Genomic DNA, 16,529 nt, shown 5'->3' on the forward strand with positions numbered 1-16,529 from the left:
CGACGGCGGAGACGTCGAACCAGGAGGCACCGGCGGACCGGGCGGACCAGGAGGCTGCGGCGCACCAGGAACACCGGGGACACCAGGCGGGCCGGGCGGCTGCGGCCCACCGGGACCGCCCATGCTCGGATCGGCCAGCATCGTCGCAGCATGATGCACACCCCCACCCGACGGCGGAGACGTCGAACCAGGAGGCACCGGCGGACCGGGCGGACCAGGAGGCTGCGGCGCACCAGGAACACCGGGGACACCAGGCGGGCCGGGGGGCTGCGGCGCACCAGGAACCCCCGGAGGACCAGGAGGCACCGGCGCACCGGGCGGACCTTGCTGGGAGACGAGCCCGCCCGGCAGATACCCACCCGCCGGAGCGCCGGGCGCACCCGGTCCCGAAGGCGGCGGCACCGGAGCACCGGGCCGGGCGCCCGGCACACCGGGCACACCGGGCGGTGGCGGGGTCGTCGAACCGCCCCCGCGCGGACCGCGCGGCGGCACGGCCGCCTTGCTGGTGGTCGCGTCCGCGATGTCACCGGCGCCGGGAGCACCCGGGGCGGGTGCTCCGGGAGCGGAGCCGCCGGCACCCTGCGGTTCCAGGCCGGGAACGATCGCCGTCCTGGGCAGCCGGCTGCCGCCGGACATCAGAGCGGTCGGCGCGTCGGCGGGCACGACCGGCGGCGGGGTCCCGTCGTCGTCGGAGCCCGAGAGCGGCGGCGCGAACACCGTGGCGGGCAGCGGCACCGCACCGTCGTCGGAGCCCGCGTTGGTGTCGGTCCCGGCCCAGGGGGTGGCACCGGTGGGCACGCTCGGCGGGGACGCCGGAACCCCGTCGTTGGCGGTGGGCTCGTACGCGGCAGGGGCGACAGGCGGCTGCGTGGCCGAAGGGGACGGAGCGGCCGGAGCGGGCGCACCCCCACCCCGGTCCGCCCGGTGGTCCGGGATGCCCAGCTTGTCGGCCGCCTCCTGGAGCCACTCCGGGGGACTCAACAGGAAGGACGTCTGATTCAGATCGATGCGCTGCGGCGGCTCCGGAGCGGCCGGTGCCACACCCTGCGCGCCGTACTCCTCCTCGTAGCGCCGGATCACCTCGCCCACCGGCAGCCCCGGCCACAAAGTGGCCTCACCGCTGTCCCGGGCGATCACGAGCCGCTGCCGGCCGCCGTCCGAGACCGGGCCCTCGGCGCGGTCCTCGCCCCACGCCACGAAGCCCAGCTCGAACTCCCGCACCCGCACCTCACGCTGCTGGTACGCGGGCACATCGCCGTTGATCCACTCGTCCGCGCGCTCCTGCGCCTGCGCAAAGGTCACCATCGCGCTCACCCCTCCACCGGGACGGCCCGCGCGAAGCCGCCGTCCACCATCAGGTTCGCCACGGTCTCCAGCTCCGGCGGATTGCCCGCCAGACGCTGCAGGAAGGCATCGAAGTCGCCGCCGCACGGCAGCAGCAGCCGGTCCACCCGCTGCTGCACGTTCCAGCCGTCCTGGTCCCGGGCGTCGTCGTACGCGCAGAACCAGACCGAGCCGACACCGTTGCCCTTCACCTTCACCGCGAGGATGCCGCCCTGGACGAAGGCGACGCCCAGGTAGTCCTTGGTGAGGTGGTCCCGCAGACACTTGTTGACGTACACCAGATCGTTCACGGCGGCCTCCTCGCGCACCGTGAAGAACGGCTGGTCGACCAGGAGACCGAGCTCCGCGTCGAGCGCCGCACCGACCGGGGCCGAACCGCCCGCCGCCTTGAGGAAGGAACGGTAGGCGCCGGGCAGCCGGTAGCCGAGGTCCTCCTCGACGCCCAGGATCTGCTGCTCGCTCACCGCGACGGCGCCCTTGGGCAGCCGGAAGTGCGCGGGCCGGGTCTCCTGCAACGGGCGGGTGCCGCGCTTGTTCTGGTCGACCGCGGTGGTGGCCAGGCCGCCATGGTGCCGGAGCAGCGCCTTGACCTCGACCGGGATCAGTTCCATGCGACGACCACCGGGCGCGTGGTGCCAGGTCCAGCCGTGCGGGGTGGCGACCGCGGGGATCGTGTCCCACAGTTCATGGCCGGACGCCGCCAGCGCCGCGTTGGCCGAGACGTAGTCGGTCAGCCGCAGTTCGTCCACACCGAAACCCTGCGGGGGCTCGGCTATCTCGGCGGTGGCGCGCGCGTACGGCGCGAAATCCGGGCTGCCGTTCTCGTCCATGCGCACACCCCCGGGGTGGCGCGACGCCCGGACCGGGTCCGGGAAATGCACGAGCTGCCCGGCGTAGGCCGCGTTCGGTGGCGCGGCTTGCTGCCCGAGCCGACCTGTCGTCATGGCGGTTGCCCCCTGCTGCGTCCGACTGGTGAGGACCGACCTGCCCAAGCGGCGGTCCGGGCACAGCCTATGCGGTGGCGCAAGAGCGGGTCTCGCCCCCGGTCCAGCCGTCACCAACCGTCACAGCGGCGTGACGGACGAGCGACGCCGCTGCCGCCGAAGGACGACACGGACGTGTGTATCCCCGCCCCAGCTTTCCGACCAGCCGGGACATTTGGCAGGCTGTCACCGCAACTCGGGGGCGTGCACATCGCGCAGCTACCGCTGCGGGCACGGGAGGGAAACGCACCATGCACACTTCACAACCAGTCACATCCGGGGACCCGCGCCTCAGCTGGAGCAGCACCGGGACCAGCCGCGCCCCCCGCCTGCACCACCGCCGCGACGGCATCCTGCCCGCGGTGGCGGCAGCGCTGTCCGTACGCGGCGAGACACTCACCTGCACCGCCGGCAAGGGTGACCAGCCACCCGTACTGCACCCGCTGGTCCAGGACTTCCTCGACACCCTCACCAGCGGCCAGCGCGAACGCTTCACCGGCCGCTGCCCCGAGGCGATACTGCTGTCCCGGCAGCTCACCGCGGCCGACGCCGGCCGTTCCAAGCGGGCCCAGCGCAAACCGCTGACCAACGGCGAGGCCCGCCGCGCCCTGAAGCACTCGCGACTCACCGCACGGCGCATCCGTGAGGACGGCGACCCGATGCACGGCACCTACGCACCACCGTGCCGCTCCTGCGCCGCGATGCTCGCCCATTTCGGCGTACGTCCCGTCGACCTCACGACCACCGGGGCGGCGACCACCGCCGAGAAGGGCTGACCGCGCGCCGATGCACGACCGAACCGACCTACCCCCACAGGCGGGCCCCACGGGCCGCGACCGCCATTCCTCGACCCGCTTCCCCGTCGCCGTCGACGCCGCCCTGCGTGCCGCGGGCTGGCAACCCGGCCGCTGGGACATCCGGCAGGCCGAGGAGTGGGCCGACGCGCTGCGCTCGCACACGTCGCCCGCCGGCCATCAGCACGCGATCTTCCCCGCCGCCGTGGAGGCATGGGCGGAATTCGGCGGACTGCACATCACGGCGTCCGCGCCGGGCCGGCAGATCGCACCGGCCCCGGTGCGCATCGACCCGATGCGCGGACTGCATCTCGCCCGCACGCTCGGCGACCTCGGCCGGGCGCTGGGGACCGAGGTCAGCCCGCTCGGCGAGGAAGGGGACGGACAGGCGGTCCTCGCCATCGACAACGAAGGACGCGTGTACAGCATCGACCACACCGGGGACTGGTACCTCGGCCCGGACATCGACCAGGCACTGGCCACCCTGGTCGGCGGCATCCAGCCGGAACGCCTCGTCTCGAACTGACCGGCCCGAACCTCCGGCCCGCCGACACCTTCCGGCCCTCAGGCCGCCCCCCGGTCCGGCAGCACCGCCGACACCCGGAAACCCCCCGCGTCCGTCGGGCCGGAGACGAAGACACCGCCGAGCCCCAGCACCCGCTCCCGCATACCGACGAGCCCATTGCCCCCGCTCGGCAGCCCCGCGTCTGCCGTGGCCGCGTCCGACGGGCCGTTCTCCACCTGCATCGCGAATTCCGAGCCGCGGTGCGCGAGCCGCACCCACGCCTTCGCGCCCGCCGCGTGCTTGTGCACGTTCGTCAGCGCCTCCTGCACCACCCGGTACGCGGTCTGCTCCACCTCGGGTGCGTACGGGCGTGCCTCGCCGTCCACCGAGAGTTCCACGGTCATGCCGGCCGCCCTGGACTCCCCGACCAGGGTCTCCACCTCGTGCAGCCGGGGCCCGTCCTCCGCCGCCGCGGCAGCCGCGGCGGCAGCCGCCTTCCCGACCGAGGCGAGCGGCACCTGGGCCGACCGGGGCGTCACCGGATCCCCCGCCCGCAACACCCCCAGCATCTCGCGCAGCTCGGTCAGCGCCTGGCGGCCCATGTCGCCGACCAGCGCGGCGTTCCGCACCGCCTTCGCCGGGTCCTTCGGCGCGACGGCCTGGAGCGCGGCGGCATGCACGACCATCAGGCTGACCCGGTGGGCGACCACGTCGTGCATCTCACGGGCGATCCTGGTGCGCTCCTCCGTACGCGCCCATTCGGCCCGCTCCTCGGCACGGTCGGCGAGCAGCGACAGCTCCCGCTCCAACGAGTCCGCCCGCTCCCGCAGGCTCTCCATCAGCCGGCGCCGCGCCCCTATGTAGAGGCCGAACAGCACGGGCGGCGCGGTGAGCCCGAGGGACATGAAGAGGGACATCAGCGGCACGTACCAGTCGCCGGGCCCGAAGTCGGCCTGCTCGGACACGCTCTGCCGCAGCCGTACGTACGTGACGATGAACGTCCCCACGAAGGACATCCCCATCAGCACCGCGGTGATTCTCCGTGGCACCTCCGAGGCGGCCAGCGTGTAGAGGCCGACCAGGCCCATCAGGAAGCCCATGTCAGCGGGCGTGGTCGCGACCGACACCAGCACCACGGCGATCGGCCAGCGCCGCCGCACCACCAGCACGGACCCCGCGAGCAGCCCGAACACCACGCCGATCGGCACCGGCAGCCCGGTGTCCTGGGCGAACTCCACCCCTTCGAGTGCGCATTCCATCGCCGACAGGAGCGCGAGCCCCACGTCCAGGGCGACGCCTCGCCGCCGATCCCACCACCAATAGCCGCGGGTCGTCGTACCCGCGACTTCCCGGTATGCCCCCGTTGCGGTCATGGCGTCCAGCCTACGGGCGGACGCACCTCGTTTTCGGGTGGCCCGGACAGCACGCACGTTTGTCGAACAGAGACGGAACAGCCAGGTATCGCTTGAAATGGTGATTCGAGCAGGCTTTCACACCGGACGTCCGCATTCCGGACGACGCTCGGCGCATGACGGAAATCACGAGCAAGTACTCCGACTTCGAAGGGCTGCGCGAACAGGCCGTCGCACTGCGCCGGGAGGGTCTCAGCCGCCGACAGATCCGCGACCGGCTCCACGTCCACAACAACGACATCCTCAACCGCCTCCTGGAGGGCGAGCCCGCCCCGGAGTGGACGAAGCGCCCGAACGCCAAGGACGACCTGCGGGAGAAGGCGCGGGAGCTGAGGCGTCAGGGCATGACGTACGACCGGATCCAGGTGGAGCTGGGCTGCTCGAAGAGCTCGATCTCACTGTGGGTGCGGGATCTCCCGAGACCCGTCCGCACCCGCACTCCGGCCGAGCAGGCACGGCTCGCCGCACGACTTCGCTGGGAACACGAGATGGCCCTGCGGGACGCCGAGCGGCAGCGGACGAAGGATGCCGCAAAGGACGAGGTCGGCACCATGACGGACCGCGAGCTCTTCCTCGCCGGGGTCGCCCTCTACTGGGCGGAGGGAACGAAGGACAAACCTTACGACCGACGCGAGACGGTCACGTTCGTCAACAGCGACGCCGGCGTGATCCAGGTCTACCTCGCCTGGCTCTCCCTTCTCGGAATCGAGCCGGGGCGTCTGCGTTTTCGGCTGTCGATCCACGAGACGGCCGGCGTGCGGGACGCCGAGCGCTTCTGGGCGGAGCTGATCGGTGTTGACGCCTCGACTTTCCAGAGGGCAACACTCAAGAAACACAACCCGAAAACCGTACGAAAGAACACGGGTGACAGCTACAGAGGCTGCCTGATCGTCAGAGTCTCGCAAGGAGCCGAGCTGTACCGTCGCATCGAGGGTTGGTGGTACGGCATAGTAGGGGCTGCGCAACGAGCCGATCAAGAAAATCGGACATAAGGCCCATCCCGGGTCGTCTAAGGGCAAGACGCCAGATTTTGGTTCTGGTCATGGAGGTTCGAATCCTTCCCCGGGAGCTCCGATCACGGGCCCCGACCTCCGAGGTCGGGGCCCGCACTCATGCCCGCCCACCGACCCCCCGGTATCCTTCGGATGTCCCCCCACCCGAAGCCGAAGGACATACCCGTGAGCGCCAACCGCCCGGCAGCCGTCGTCGTCCTCGCAGCGGGTGAGGGCACCCGCATGAAGTCGAAGACCCCCAAGGTCCTGCACGAGATCTCCGGGCGCTCGCTCGTCGGACATGTCGTCGCCGCCTCCCGAGAACTGGACCCCGAGCACCTCGTCGTGGTCGTCGGCCACGAGAGCGAGCGGGTCACCGCGCATCTCACCGCCGTCGACGACCGGCTGCGGACCGCCCACCAGGCCGAGCAGCGGGGCACCGGGAACGCCGTGCGCGTCGGTCTCGACGAGCTCGGCGGGGCCGTCGAGGGCACCGTGATCGTCGTCTGCGGCGACACCCCGCTGCTCTCCGGCGAGACCCTCACCGCACTCGCCGCCACCCACACGGCGGACTCCAACGCCGTCACCGTGCTGACCGCCGAGGTCCCGGACTCCACCGGCTACGGCCGGATCGTCCGCGACCCGGCCACCGGCGCGGTCACCGAGATCGTCGAGCACAAGGACGCCACCGAGGTCCAGCGCGCGATCCGGGAGATCAACTCCGGGGTCTTCGCCTTCGACGGCCGGCTGCTCGCGGACGCCCTCGGCAAGGTCCGCACCGACAACAGCCAGGGCGAGGAGTACCTCACCGATGTGCTGTCGATCCTGCGCGAGGCCGGACACCGGGTCGGCGCCTCGGTCGCCGGCGACCACCGCGAGATCCTCGGCATCAACAACCGGGTCCAGCTGGCCGAGGCACGACGGCTGCTGAACCAGCGGCTGCTGGAGCGCGCCATGCTGGCCGGTGTGACCGTCGTGGACCCCGCGTCCACGCTGATCGACGCCACCGTCACGTACGAGCGGGACGCGATCGTGCACCCGGGCACCCAGCTGCTCGGCACCACGCATCTCGCCGAGGACGCCGAGGTCGGCCCCAACACCCGGCTCACGGACACCGTCGTGGGCGCGGGCGCGCGTGTGGACAACACGGTCGCGGACCGGGCGGAGATCGGCGAGAGCGCGTCGGTGGGCCCGTACGCCTATCTGCGTCCCGGCACGAAGCTCGGGCCGAAGGCCAAGGCCGGTACGTACGTGGAGATGAAGAACGCCACGGTCGGCGAGGGCACCAAGGTCCCGCACCTGAGCTACGTCGGCGACGCGACGATCGGTGATCACACCAACATCGGTGCCGCCAGCGTCTTCGTGAACTACGACGGCGAGGCCAAGCACCACGCCACGATCGGCTCCCACTGCCGTACCGGAGCGGACAATATGTTTGTGGCGCCTGTCACGGTCGGGGACGGCGTGTACACCGCGGCCGGTTCGGTGATCACCAAGGACGTGCCGTCCGGTTCGCTGGCCGTCGCCCGCGGCCAGCAAAGGAATATCGAGGGTTGGGTGGCCCGCAAGCGTCCGGGAAGTGCCGCCGCGCAGGCCGCTCAGGCCGCCGCTTCGGAGCGCGACGGCGAAAGCTGACCGGAAACAGGTGCGTCGAGCACGGCGTACCGTGATAGATGCTCACCCCATTTCGGCTGGCTCGTCGCACATCGGGACACATGCGCGCGGCGCCAGGAACACGTCTGAGGAGACTGTGCTGTGACCGGGATCAAGACGACCGGCGAGAAGAAACTGATGCTCTTCTCCGGCCGCGCCCACCCCGAGCTGGCCGAGGAGGTTGCGCACCAACTGGGTGTCGGCCTCGTGCCGACGAAGGCCTTCGATTTCGCCAACGGTGAGATCTACGTCCGCTTCCAGGAGTCCGCCCGCGGCGCCGACTGCTTCCTGATCCAGAGCCACACCGCTCCGATCAACAAGTGGATCATGGAGCAGCTCATCATGCTGGACGCGCTGAAGCGCGCTTCGGCCCGTTCCATCACGGTGATCGTGCCGTTCTACGGCTATGCCCGCCAGGACAAGAAGCACCGTGGCCGCGAGCCGATCTCGGCCCGTCTGGTCGCCGATCTGATGAAGACGGCGGGTGCCGACCGCATCCTCACCGTGGACCTGCACACCGACCAGATCCAGGGTTTCTTCGACGGCCCGGTCGACCACCTCTTCGCGCTGCCGATCCTCGCCGACTACGTCGGTGCCAAGGTCGACCGCACGAAGCTGACGATCGTCTCCCCGGACGCCGGTCGTGTGCGTGTCGCCGACCGCTGGTGCGACCGTCTGGACGCCCCGCTGGCGATCGTCCACAAGCGTCGTGACAAGGACGTCGCCAACCAGGTGACCGTCCACGAGGTCGTCGGCAACGTCAAGGGCCGGGTCTGTGTCCTGGTCGACGACATGATCGACACCGGTGGCACGATCTGCGCCGCCGCCGACGCCCTGTTCGCGCACGGTGCCGAGGACGTCATAGTGACGGCCACCCATGGTGTGCTGTCCGGTCCTGCCGCGGACCGTCTGAAGAACTCCAAGGTCAGCGAGTTCGTGTTCACGGACACCCTGCCGACCCCGGGCGAGCTGGAGCTCGACAAGATCACGGTGCTCTCGATCGCCCCGACGATCGCCCGTGCGGTGCGCGAGGTCTTCGAGGACGGTTCGGTCACCAGCCTCTTCGAGGAGCAGTAGGAACGGCGCTGCCGTAGATCCACTTTGGGTGCGGCCTCCCTGCCGGGTAGACTCAGCGAGTTGCTCGGCGAGGGAGGCCGTACTCATGTGTACGGCGGTCCGTTATCGACGCGCTCTTCGTAGCAGGCCTGTCGTGGGCCGGGTGACCGTCCAAGTTTCGTCACCCTACGAGGAGTGCAGTCATGGCTGAGGTCAAGCTCGACGCCCAGATCCGTACCGAGTTCGGCAAGGGCGCCGCCCGTCGCACCCGCCGTGCCAACCTGGTTCCCGCGGTCGTCTACGGCCACGGTGCCGAGCCGGTTCACATCAACCTGCCGGGCCACGACCTGATGATGGCGCTCAAGACCGCCAACGTCCTGATCGGTCTGGAGATCGAGGGCAAGGACGCCCTGGTCATCCCCAAGGCCGTGCAGCGCAACGCGCTCAAGGGCAACATCGAGCACGTCGACCTGCTGACGGTCAAGCGCGGCGAGAAGGTCAACGTCGAGATCGCCGTGCACGTCGAGGGCGACCTGGCCCCGGGCGGCAACCTCCTGGAGTACGTGCAGAACACCCTGCTCGTCGAGGCCGAGGCCACCCACATCCCCGAGTCCGTCACGGTCTCCGTCGCGGGCCTGGACGCCGGTGCGTCCGTCCTCGCCAAGGACATCACGCTGCCCAAGGGTGCCGTGCTGGCCGGTGACGAGGAGGCCATCGTCCTGCAGGTCGTCGCCGCGCAGGCCGAGGAGCCGGCCGCCGAGGCCGCCGAGGGCGAGGGCGCCGAGGCCTGAGAGCCTGTCGGGTGACCTTCGATCGGACAGCGGACGCGGTCTGGTGCGTGCGATTCCAAGGCGCCGGAAGGTCCTCGGATGGGGTCTCCCCTGCTCCTTGAGAGCTTGGGGAAGGAGCTACCAGGGCATTTCGGCAACGCGGGAAGCGTGCGTGCCAGGGCGTGGCCGCCCGGTCAGAGGTCACCCGACAGGCTCTGAGCCTCGTCCGCTCTGCTTCACTGACGGGGCGGCGGTTCCCCCTCGCGGGGCCCGCCGCCCCGTTTCCCTGTTTCCCGGTGACCCGGCCATCCGGAAACCCGTACGCGAAGGAGACCGAGCGCAGATGTCCGACGCCACCGAACCCTGGCTCATCGTGGGCCTCGGCAACCCCGGTCCCGAGTACGCGGCGAACCGGCACAATGTCGGTTTCATGGTCGCCGACCTTCTCGCCGAGCGGATCGGCGGGAAGTTCAAGCGGGCCCAGAAGGCCCAGGCACAGGTCGTGGAGGGCCGTATGGGCCCGCCGGGGCCGGAGAACCGCCGGGTGATCCTGGCCAAGCCGATGTCGTACATGAACCTCTCCGGCGGTCCCGTCACGGCGCTGCGCGACTTCTACAAGGTGCCGACCGATCATGTCGTGGCGATCCATGACGAGCTGGACATCGACTACGGGACGCTCCGGCTGAAGCTGGGCGGCGGGGACAACGGGCACAACGGGCTCAAGTCGATGACCAAGGCGATGGGTGCCGACTACCACCGGATCCGGTTCGGGATCGGCCGGCCGCCGGGCCGGATGCAGGTCGCCGACTTCGTGCTGAAGGACTTCTCGTCCACCGAGCGCAAGGAGCTCGGCTACTTCGTGGACCGGGCCGCGGACTCGGTGGAGTGCCTGCTCGCGGAGGGTCTGGAGCGCGCGCAGAGCGCGTACAACTCCTGATACCCGCGGCGCGCGACCCCGGCGGGGCCCGGCTCGTACAACTGCTGACATTCCCGCCGGTACCCCGGCGATTTTCGGCCACGAGTTGACCGGGCGCGCCGCTCTGCCCAAGGATCGCTCCCCATGAAGCGGAGCTCCTCCCACCGCGCCCTGGCCCTCGCCCGCAACGCCGCCCTGGGCTGTGTCGTCCTGCTGCTGCTCGCCGCGGGCGTGTACTCCTCGTGGGGTTCGGCGCACCACATCGTTCTGGCCAAGGGCCGTGAGCACGGCACGATGACCGTCACGGGCTGTGGCGCCGATGTCTGCACCGGGCCGTTCGCCCCGTCCGGACAGGCCGCCGCGCGTTCCCGGGTGACGATCGACAAGTCCGTCGCGGTACGCAGGGGCGATCGTTTCCCGGTCGTCGTGAAGCCGGGTACGGACGATGTCGTACGTACCGGGACCCCCGGTTTCCTGCACGCCTGGGTGCCGCTGGGCGGTGCGCTGGTGCTGGCCGCCCTGGTCATCGGTGGCGGTCTGCGGATGGCCCGGACCGCGTGGGGCACGGGGATCGCGGGCGCGGCCCTGCTGGTGGCGACGTTCTTCGCCCTGTGAGCAGGGCCGCACCCGCGCCCCGGCGGGTCAGCCGGTGTTGCGCAGCCCCGCGGCGACACCGTTCACGGTGAGCAGCAGGGCCCTGGCGAGCAGCGGGTCCGCTTCCTCGCCGCGTGCCGCCGCCTCGCGCTGACGGGCCAGCAGTGAGACCTGGAGGTAGGAGATCGGGTCCAGGTAGGCGTCCCGGATGGCGAAGGTCTGCTGGAGCACCGGGCTGGTGCTGAGCAGTTCGGAGCCGCCGGTGACCCTCAGTACTTCCTGGACCGTGAGCGCGTGCTCGGCCTCGATGTCGGCGAAGACGTGCTTCAGCCCGTCCGGGACGAGCGTGTCGACGTAGTGGCGGGCGATCCGCAGATCGGTCTTGGCGAGCGTCATCTCGACGTTGGAGATGAAGTTCCGGAAGAAGTGCCACTGCTCGTGCATCTCGTCCAGCACGGTGTCCAGTCCGGCCTCGCGCAGTGCCTTGAGTCCGGAGCCGACGCCGTACCAGCCGGGCACGATCTGCCGCGACTGGGTCCAGCCGAAGACCCATGGGATGGCCCGCAGCCCGTCCAGGCCTGCGCCGGAGTCCGGGCGCCGCGACGGGCGGGACCCGAGGTGCAGCTCGGCGAGCTGGTCGACCGGGGTGGAGGCGAAGAAGTAGGCCGGCAGGTCCGGGTCCTCGACCAGTCGGCGGTACGCGGCGTGCGCGGCGTCGGAGACGGTGTCCATGGCCGCGTCCCAGCGGGCGAGGGCCTCGTCGGACTGCCGGGGCGCGGTGTGCAGCGCGGAGGCCTGGAGGGTGGCCGCGACGGTCAGTTCCAGGTTCTCGCGGGCGAGCGCCGGGATGAGGTACTTGTCGGAGATGACCTCGCCCTGTTCGGTCACCTTGATCTCGCCTTCGAGGGTGCCCCAGGGCTGCGCGAGGATCGCGTCGTGCGAGGGGCCGCCGCCGCGGCCGACGGTGCCGCCGCGGCCGTGGAAGAGCCGCAGTCGTACGCCGTAGCGGTGCGCGACGTCGCGCAGTCGGCGCTGGGCGCGGTGGATCTCCCACTGGGAGGTGGTGATGCCGCCGAACTTGGAGGAGTCGGAGTACCCGAGCATGACCTCCTGGACATCGCCGCGCAGTGAGACGAGTCGGCGGTACGACGGGTCGGCGAGCATCTCGTCGAGGATGACGTCGGCGGCGCGCAGCTCGTCGGTGGTCTCCAGCAGCGGCACGATGCCGATCTTGGCCCAGCCGGCGTGCAGGTCGATCAGTCCGGCCTCGCGGGCCAGGACGGCGGCCGCGAAGACGTCGTCGGCGCCCTGGCACATCGAGATGATGTACGACTCGATGACTTCGGGGCCGAATCGCTCGAAGGCTTCCTTGACGGTGTGGAAGACGCCGAGGGTCTTCTCGCCCGCGGGGTCCAGCGGGGCCGGGGTCGGGGCGAGCGGGCGGCGTGAGCGCAGCTCCTTGGCGAGCAGCTTCTGCCGGTAGTCGCGCGGCATGTCGGCGTAGCGCCAGGATTCCTCGCCGAGCCGGTCGAAGAGCTGGCCGAGGGCGTGGTGGTGGGCGTCCGCGTGCTCGCGCACGTCCATGGTGGCGAGCTGCAGGCCGAACGCGGCGAGCGTGCGGATCGTGCGGTCCATCCGCCCGTCGGCGAACAGTCCGCCGCGGTGCTCGCGCAGCGAGGTCTGGATGAGTTCCAGGTCGGCGAGGAGTTCGGCGGTGCCGAGGTAGTCGCAGCCGGGGCGGTGCGGGGTGCCGCCGGCCAGGCGCTCGCGGGTGTTGACGAGCTTCTGCCGGATGCAGGTGGCCTTGAGGCGGTACGGTTCCTCGGCGTTCAGCCGCTTGTAGCGCGGGCTGATCTCGGGGAGGCGTTCGAGGTCTGCCTGGAGCGAGGTCAGCAGCTCGTCGGTGGCGCCGGTGTAGCGGATGGAGTTGGAGAGCTGGCCGCGCAGGTGGTCGACGAGCTCCAACGCGTCGGTGATGCCGTGTTCGTGCTGGAGGATCAGCACTTCCCGGGTGACGGCGGGCGTCACGTTGGGGTTGCCGTCGCGGTCGCCGCCGATCCAGGTGCCGAAGGTGAGGGGCCGGGTGCCCGCGGGCAGCTCGACGCCGACCCGTTCCAGTTCGGCCGCCAGGTCCTCCAGGACGTCCCCGACGGCGTTGGCGTGCAGTTCGTCGAGGTAGTAGATGGCGTTGCGGGCCTCGTCGGCGGGTTCGGGCCGGACCACGCGCAGCTCGTCGGTCTGCCAGATGAGGTCGATGTTCTCGGCGAGCCGCAGATCCTGGCGGCGCCGGTCGGCGTCGATGACGGGCGTCTCCAGCAGCTCGGCGATACGGCGGAGCTTGTTCAGCACGGAGCGGCGCGCGGCCTCGGTCGGGTGCGCGGTGAAGACGGGCCGTACGTTGAGGTTCTTGACGGTCTCGCGAAGGTGCTCCGGGTCCGCGTCCTTCAGCCGGTCGGCGGTGCGCGCGAGGAGACCGCCCTCGGCGGCGCGGCGGTCACGCATCTCGTGGGCCCGGTGGACCTGCTCGGTGACGTTGGCGAGATGGAAGTAGGTGGAGAAGGCGCGCACGAGCCGTGCGGCGGTCTCCAGGTCGGTGTCGCCGAGGAGTTCGGCCGCGGCCTCGCCGTCGGTGCGGGTCAGGGCGCGGACCCGCTCGACGAGGTCGAGGAGTTCCTGCCCTTCCTGACGTACGAGGGTCTCGCCCAGCAGGTCGCCGAGGCGGCGGATGTCGGCGCGCAGCTCGGGGCTGGCGGCGGGGGTCTGGTCGGCACTGCTCACAGTGTGCGGCTCCTTGCAGTGAATGAGGAGGTGTGTCGCTAAGCGAATCCCAACAAGGGTGGTGGTGGGAGACGGGCGGGCACGGGTGTCTCCCAGGCCGCGGTCGGCAGCGGTGCTGACGCCACCCCGGGAAAGCAGAGTGCGGACCGCGCTGTCCGACCCCACCAGGATAGGTGTCCACGCCATCGGTGGCGCTCGCGCCCCGTTCGGGTTTCCCTTCGGCGGGCGGTCCGTCGCGCTCTCGTGCCACGGGCCTCCGCGCTGCCATACTTACGTAGCCGTAGGTTACGGATGCGTAGCCGGAGCTGTCCGTCGTACTCCTCATCCCCAGGGGACTCCCCATGAACACCAGCCCCTCCGTGATCGACGACGCCCAGCCATCGGCGGCCGACGGTCAGCCCCTTCCCTCCGCGACGCTCGGCGGGGACAACAAACGGTCGATCGAGCAGATCGCCCTTCTGCTGTTCATCGTGGTGCCGTTCGTGGCGCTGGTCGCCGCGGTGCCGCTGGCCTGGGGCCGGGGCGTGAGCTGGCTCGACCTGGGTCTGCTCGTGGCGATGTACTTCATCGGCTGCCACGGCATCACGATCGGCTTCCACCGCTACTTCACCCATGGCTCCTTCAAGGCCAAACGTCCGCTGCGGATCGCGCTCGCCGTCGCGGGTTCGCTGGCCGTGGAGGGGCCGGTGGTGCGCTGGGTGGCCGACCACCGCAAGCACCACCGCTTCTCCGACGCGGAGGGCGACCCGCATTCGCCGTGGCGTTTCGGCGAGACGCTCCCCGCCCTGCTGAAGGGTCTGTGGTGGGCCCACATCGGCTGGATGTTCGACGAGGAGCAGACCCCGCAGCAGAAGTACGCGCCCGATCTGATCAAGGACCCGGCGATCCGCGCCGTCTCCCGTCACTTCCTCACTTTCACGATCGTGTCGCTGGCGCTCCCGCCGCTGGTCGGCGGTCTGGTGACGATGTCGTGGTGGGGCGCGGCGACGGCGTTCTTCTGGGGCTCTCTCGTCCGGGTGGCGCTGCTGCACCACGTCACCTGGTCGATCAATTCCATCTGCCACGCGGTCGGCAAGCGCCCCTTCAAGTCCCGTGACCGGTCCGGCAACGTGTGGTGGCTCGCGGTCCTGTCCTGCGGCGAGTCCTGGCACAACCTGCACCACGCGGATCCGACGAGCGCGCGGCACGGGGTGATGAGGGGGCAGATCGATTCGAGCGCCCGGTTGATCCGCTGGTTCGAGAAGCTGGGCTGGGCCTGGGACGCGCGCTGGCCCGACTCCGCCCGGATCGCGTCCCGCCGTATCGATGCCCGGCGCGACCCCGCACGCGCCGACGCGGCATGATTGACGATGTGGCGACCGACTCCAGTACCAGCAGCGAGAAAAACCGTCCCTCCTCCGCCCGGCGCACCCGCCGGGTGCGGATGACCGGCAAGGAACGCCGCGAGCAACTGCTGGACATCGGCCGCACCCTCTTCGCCGACAAGGGCTTCGAGGGCACCTCGGTCGAGGAGATCGCGTCCCGCGCCGGTGTCTCCAAGCCGGTCGTCTACGAGCACTTCGGCGGCAAGGAGGGTCTGTACGCCGTCGTGGTCGACCGCGAGATGCGCCAGCTCCTCGACATGGTCACCGGCGCCCTGACGGCGGGCCATCCCCGCGAGCTGCTGGAGCAGGCCGCGTTCGCCCTGCTCGACTACATCGAGACGTACACGGACGGCTTCCGCATCCTGGTCCGCGACTCCCCCGTCGCCCAGTCGACGGGCACTTTCGCCTCCCTGATCAGCGACATCGCCACCCAGGTGGAGGACATCCTGGGGCTGGAGTTCAAGGCCCGCGGCTTCGACCCGAAGCTGGCCCCGCTCTACGCCCAGGCACTGGTCGGCATGGTCGCCCTGACCGGTCAGTGGTGGGTCAACGCCCGCAAGCCGAAGAAGTCGGAGGTCGCGGCCCATCTGGTGAACCTGGCCTGGCACGGCCTGGAGAACCTGGAGTCGAAGCCGCGGCTGATAGGACACCGCAAGAGCTGAGCGAGTCCGGTGGGTCACTCATTGTGATGACGTCACGGGAAGACGACCTCTACTGTGGTCGGTAGGACCAAGAATCCCCTCCATGGGAGGAACCATGACCGCCGAGCCGATCACCGCGCACAGCTCCCGCTGGCCGGTGCCGCCCCAGGACGGATACACGGTGGACGACCTGTTCACCTTGCCCGATCTCCCGCCGCACACGGAACTGCTTGACGGGAGCCTGGTTTTCTTGAGTCCGCAGCGGCGTTTCCACGCCAAGATGATCGACCTCCTGATGAACGGCCTGCGCGCCACCATCCCGGGAGGACTGAAGGCCGAGCGTGAGATGACGGTGGTGCTGGACCGGCGCAACGGACCGGAGCCGGACATCTCCGTCGTCCGAGCCGACGCCGTCACCGACCTTGAGCAGACCCGCTTCGAGGCCGCCGACGTCCTCCTCGCCGTCGAGGTGGTCTCCCCCGACTCCGAGGCCCGCGACCGCGACGCCAAGCCGCAGAAGTACGCGGCGGCAGGTATCCCGAACTTCTGGCTGGTCGACATGGCCGGCACCGACCAGCACCCGGTGGTGCGGGTCTATGAGCTCGACCCGCTGTCCAAGGCGTACGCGCTGACCGGGATCCACCACGACCGGCTGAAGACCGGTGTTCCGTTCCCGATCGACATCGACATCACGCTGGACGCGCTCGACCGGCTCTGACTCCTCCGG

14 protein-coding genes, 1 tRNA gene and 1 pseudogene are annotated in these 16,529 nt (G+C 70.5%); 12 read left to right on the plus strand and 4 right to left on the minus strand.

The window, feature by feature from the left end; translation table 11 throughout:
- A pseudogene (locus ACIQCZ_RS19870) lies at nucleotides 1–1,305 on the minus strand (hypothetical protein); the annotation flags it as partial.
- A 5-nt stretch (nucleotides 1,306–1,310) separates the two neighbouring features.
- Entirely contained in the window at nucleotides 1,311–2,288 is a 978-nt protein-coding gene (locus tag ACIQCZ_RS19875; protein WP_402283745.1) for an SMI1/KNR4 family protein, read from the minus strand.
- 290 nt (nucleotides 2,289–2,578) lie between these two features.
- Here ACIQCZ_RS19875 and ACIQCZ_RS19880 point away from each other — a divergent pair, with 290 nt between their 5' ends.
- The gene (locus ACIQCZ_RS19880) at nucleotides 2,579–3,103 is read left to right on the plus strand and encodes a YwqJ-related putative deaminase (protein ID WP_402283747.1); all 525 of its coding nucleotides are present in this window, start codon (nucleotides 2,579–2,581) and stop codon (nucleotides 3,101–3,103) included.
- 10 nt (nucleotides 3,104–3,113) lie between these two features.
- A complete protein-coding gene (locus tag ACIQCZ_RS19885; RefSeq protein WP_402283749.1) occupies nucleotides 3,114–3,647 on the plus strand; it encodes an SUKH-3 domain-containing protein in 534 nt (177 codons plus the stop codon).
- A 38-nt stretch (nucleotides 3,648–3,685) separates the two neighbouring features.
- Here the strand turns inward: ACIQCZ_RS19885 and ACIQCZ_RS19890 are convergent, their stop codons facing one another.
- On the minus strand, nucleotides 3,686–4,999 hold the full coding sequence (locus ACIQCZ_RS19890) for a histidine kinase (protein ID WP_402283751.1): 1,314 nt from the start codon (nucleotides 4,997–4,999) through the stop codon (nucleotides 3,686–3,688).
- 155 nt (nucleotides 5,000–5,154) lie between these two features.
- On the opposite strand from ACIQCZ_RS19890, the gene ACIQCZ_RS19895 reads away from it, so the two are divergent.
- The 7 genes from ACIQCZ_RS19895 to ACIQCZ_RS19925 all read left to right on the plus strand — a co-directional run bounded on the left by ACIQCZ_RS19895 (nucleotide 5,155) and on the right by ACIQCZ_RS19925 (nucleotide 11,040).
- Nucleotides 5,155–6,030 (plus strand): hypothetical protein, encoded by an 876-nt coding sequence (locus ACIQCZ_RS19895; protein ID WP_402283753.1) that lies wholly within the window; start codon nucleotides 5,155–5,157, stop codon nucleotides 6,028–6,030.
- A gap of 6 nt (nucleotides 6,031–6,036) precedes the next feature.
- Nucleotides 6,037–6,107 (plus strand) — tRNA-Gln (locus ACIQCZ_RS19900).
- Between the two features lie 109 nt (nucleotides 6,108–6,216).
- Complete coding sequence (gene glmU / locus ACIQCZ_RS19905; protein WP_401842291.1) at nucleotides 6,217–7,665, plus strand: bifunctional UDP-N-acetylglucosamine diphosphorylase/glucosamine-1-phosphate N-acetyltransferase GlmU; 1,449 nt, start codon at nucleotides 6,217–6,219, stop codon at nucleotides 7,663–7,665.
- A 120-nt stretch (nucleotides 7,666–7,785) separates the two neighbouring features.
- Complete coding sequence (locus tag ACIQCZ_RS19910) at nucleotides 7,786–8,760, plus strand: ribose-phosphate diphosphokinase (RefSeq protein ID WP_030926792.1); 975 nt, start codon at nucleotides 7,786–7,788, stop codon at nucleotides 8,758–8,760.
- 182 nt (nucleotides 8,761–8,942) lie between these two features.
- A complete protein-coding gene (locus ACIQCZ_RS19915) occupies nucleotides 8,943–9,530 on the plus strand; it encodes a 50S ribosomal protein L25/general stress protein Ctc (RefSeq protein WP_402283755.1) in 588 nt (195 codons plus the stop codon).
- Nucleotides 9,531–9,852: 322 nt separating this feature from the next.
- Nucleotides 9,853–10,446, plus strand: coding sequence for an aminoacyl-tRNA hydrolase (gene pth / locus ACIQCZ_RS19920; protein WP_351076588.1), 594 nt, complete (start codon nucleotides 9,853–9,855; stop codon nucleotides 10,444–10,446).
- Nucleotides 10,447–10,569: 123 nt separating this feature from the next.
- Entirely contained in the window at nucleotides 10,570–11,040 is a 471-nt protein-coding gene (locus tag ACIQCZ_RS19925) for a hypothetical protein (RefSeq protein ID WP_402283757.1), read from the plus strand.
- A gap of 27 nt (nucleotides 11,041–11,067) precedes the next feature.
- Here the strand turns inward: ACIQCZ_RS19925 and ppc are convergent, their stop codons facing one another.
- Nucleotides 11,068–13,797, minus strand: a complete 2,730-nt coding sequence (ppc, locus tag ACIQCZ_RS19930; RefSeq protein WP_402283758.1) for a phosphoenolpyruvate carboxylase — start codon at nucleotides 13,795–13,797, stop codon at nucleotides 11,068–11,070.
- A gap of 341 nt (nucleotides 13,798–14,138) precedes the next feature.
- Here ppc and ACIQCZ_RS19935 point away from each other — a divergent pair, with 341 nt between their 5' ends.
- The 3 genes from ACIQCZ_RS19935 to ACIQCZ_RS19945 all read left to right on the plus strand — a co-directional run bounded on the left by ACIQCZ_RS19935 (nucleotide 14,139) and on the right by ACIQCZ_RS19945 (nucleotide 16,520).
- Nucleotides 14,139–15,140: an acyl-CoA desaturase gene (locus ACIQCZ_RS19935; protein WP_402283759.1), complete on the plus strand. Its 1,002-nt coding sequence runs from the start codon at nucleotides 14,139–14,141 to the stop codon at nucleotides 15,138–15,140.
- Nucleotides 15,137–15,823 carry a TetR/AcrR family transcriptional regulator gene (locus ACIQCZ_RS19940; protein WP_402283760.1) on the plus strand — a complete coding sequence of 229 codons (687 nt, stop codon included), beginning with the start codon at nucleotides 15,137–15,139 and terminating at the stop codon, nucleotides 15,821–15,823. Before ACIQCZ_RS19935 ends, ACIQCZ_RS19940 begins: the two co-directional genes overlap by 4 nt.
- A gap of 94 nt (nucleotides 15,824–15,917) precedes the next feature.
- Entirely contained in the window at nucleotides 15,918–16,520 is a 603-nt protein-coding gene (locus tag ACIQCZ_RS19945) for a Uma2 family endonuclease (protein ID WP_402284171.1), read from the plus strand.
- Nucleotides 16,521–16,529: the final 9 nt, after the last annotated feature.

Origin of the sequence: Streptomyces sp. NPDC093149 (assembly GCF_044754145.1) — a bacterium.
GTDB lineage: Bacteria > Actinomycetota > Actinomycetes > Streptomycetales > Streptomycetaceae > Streptomyces.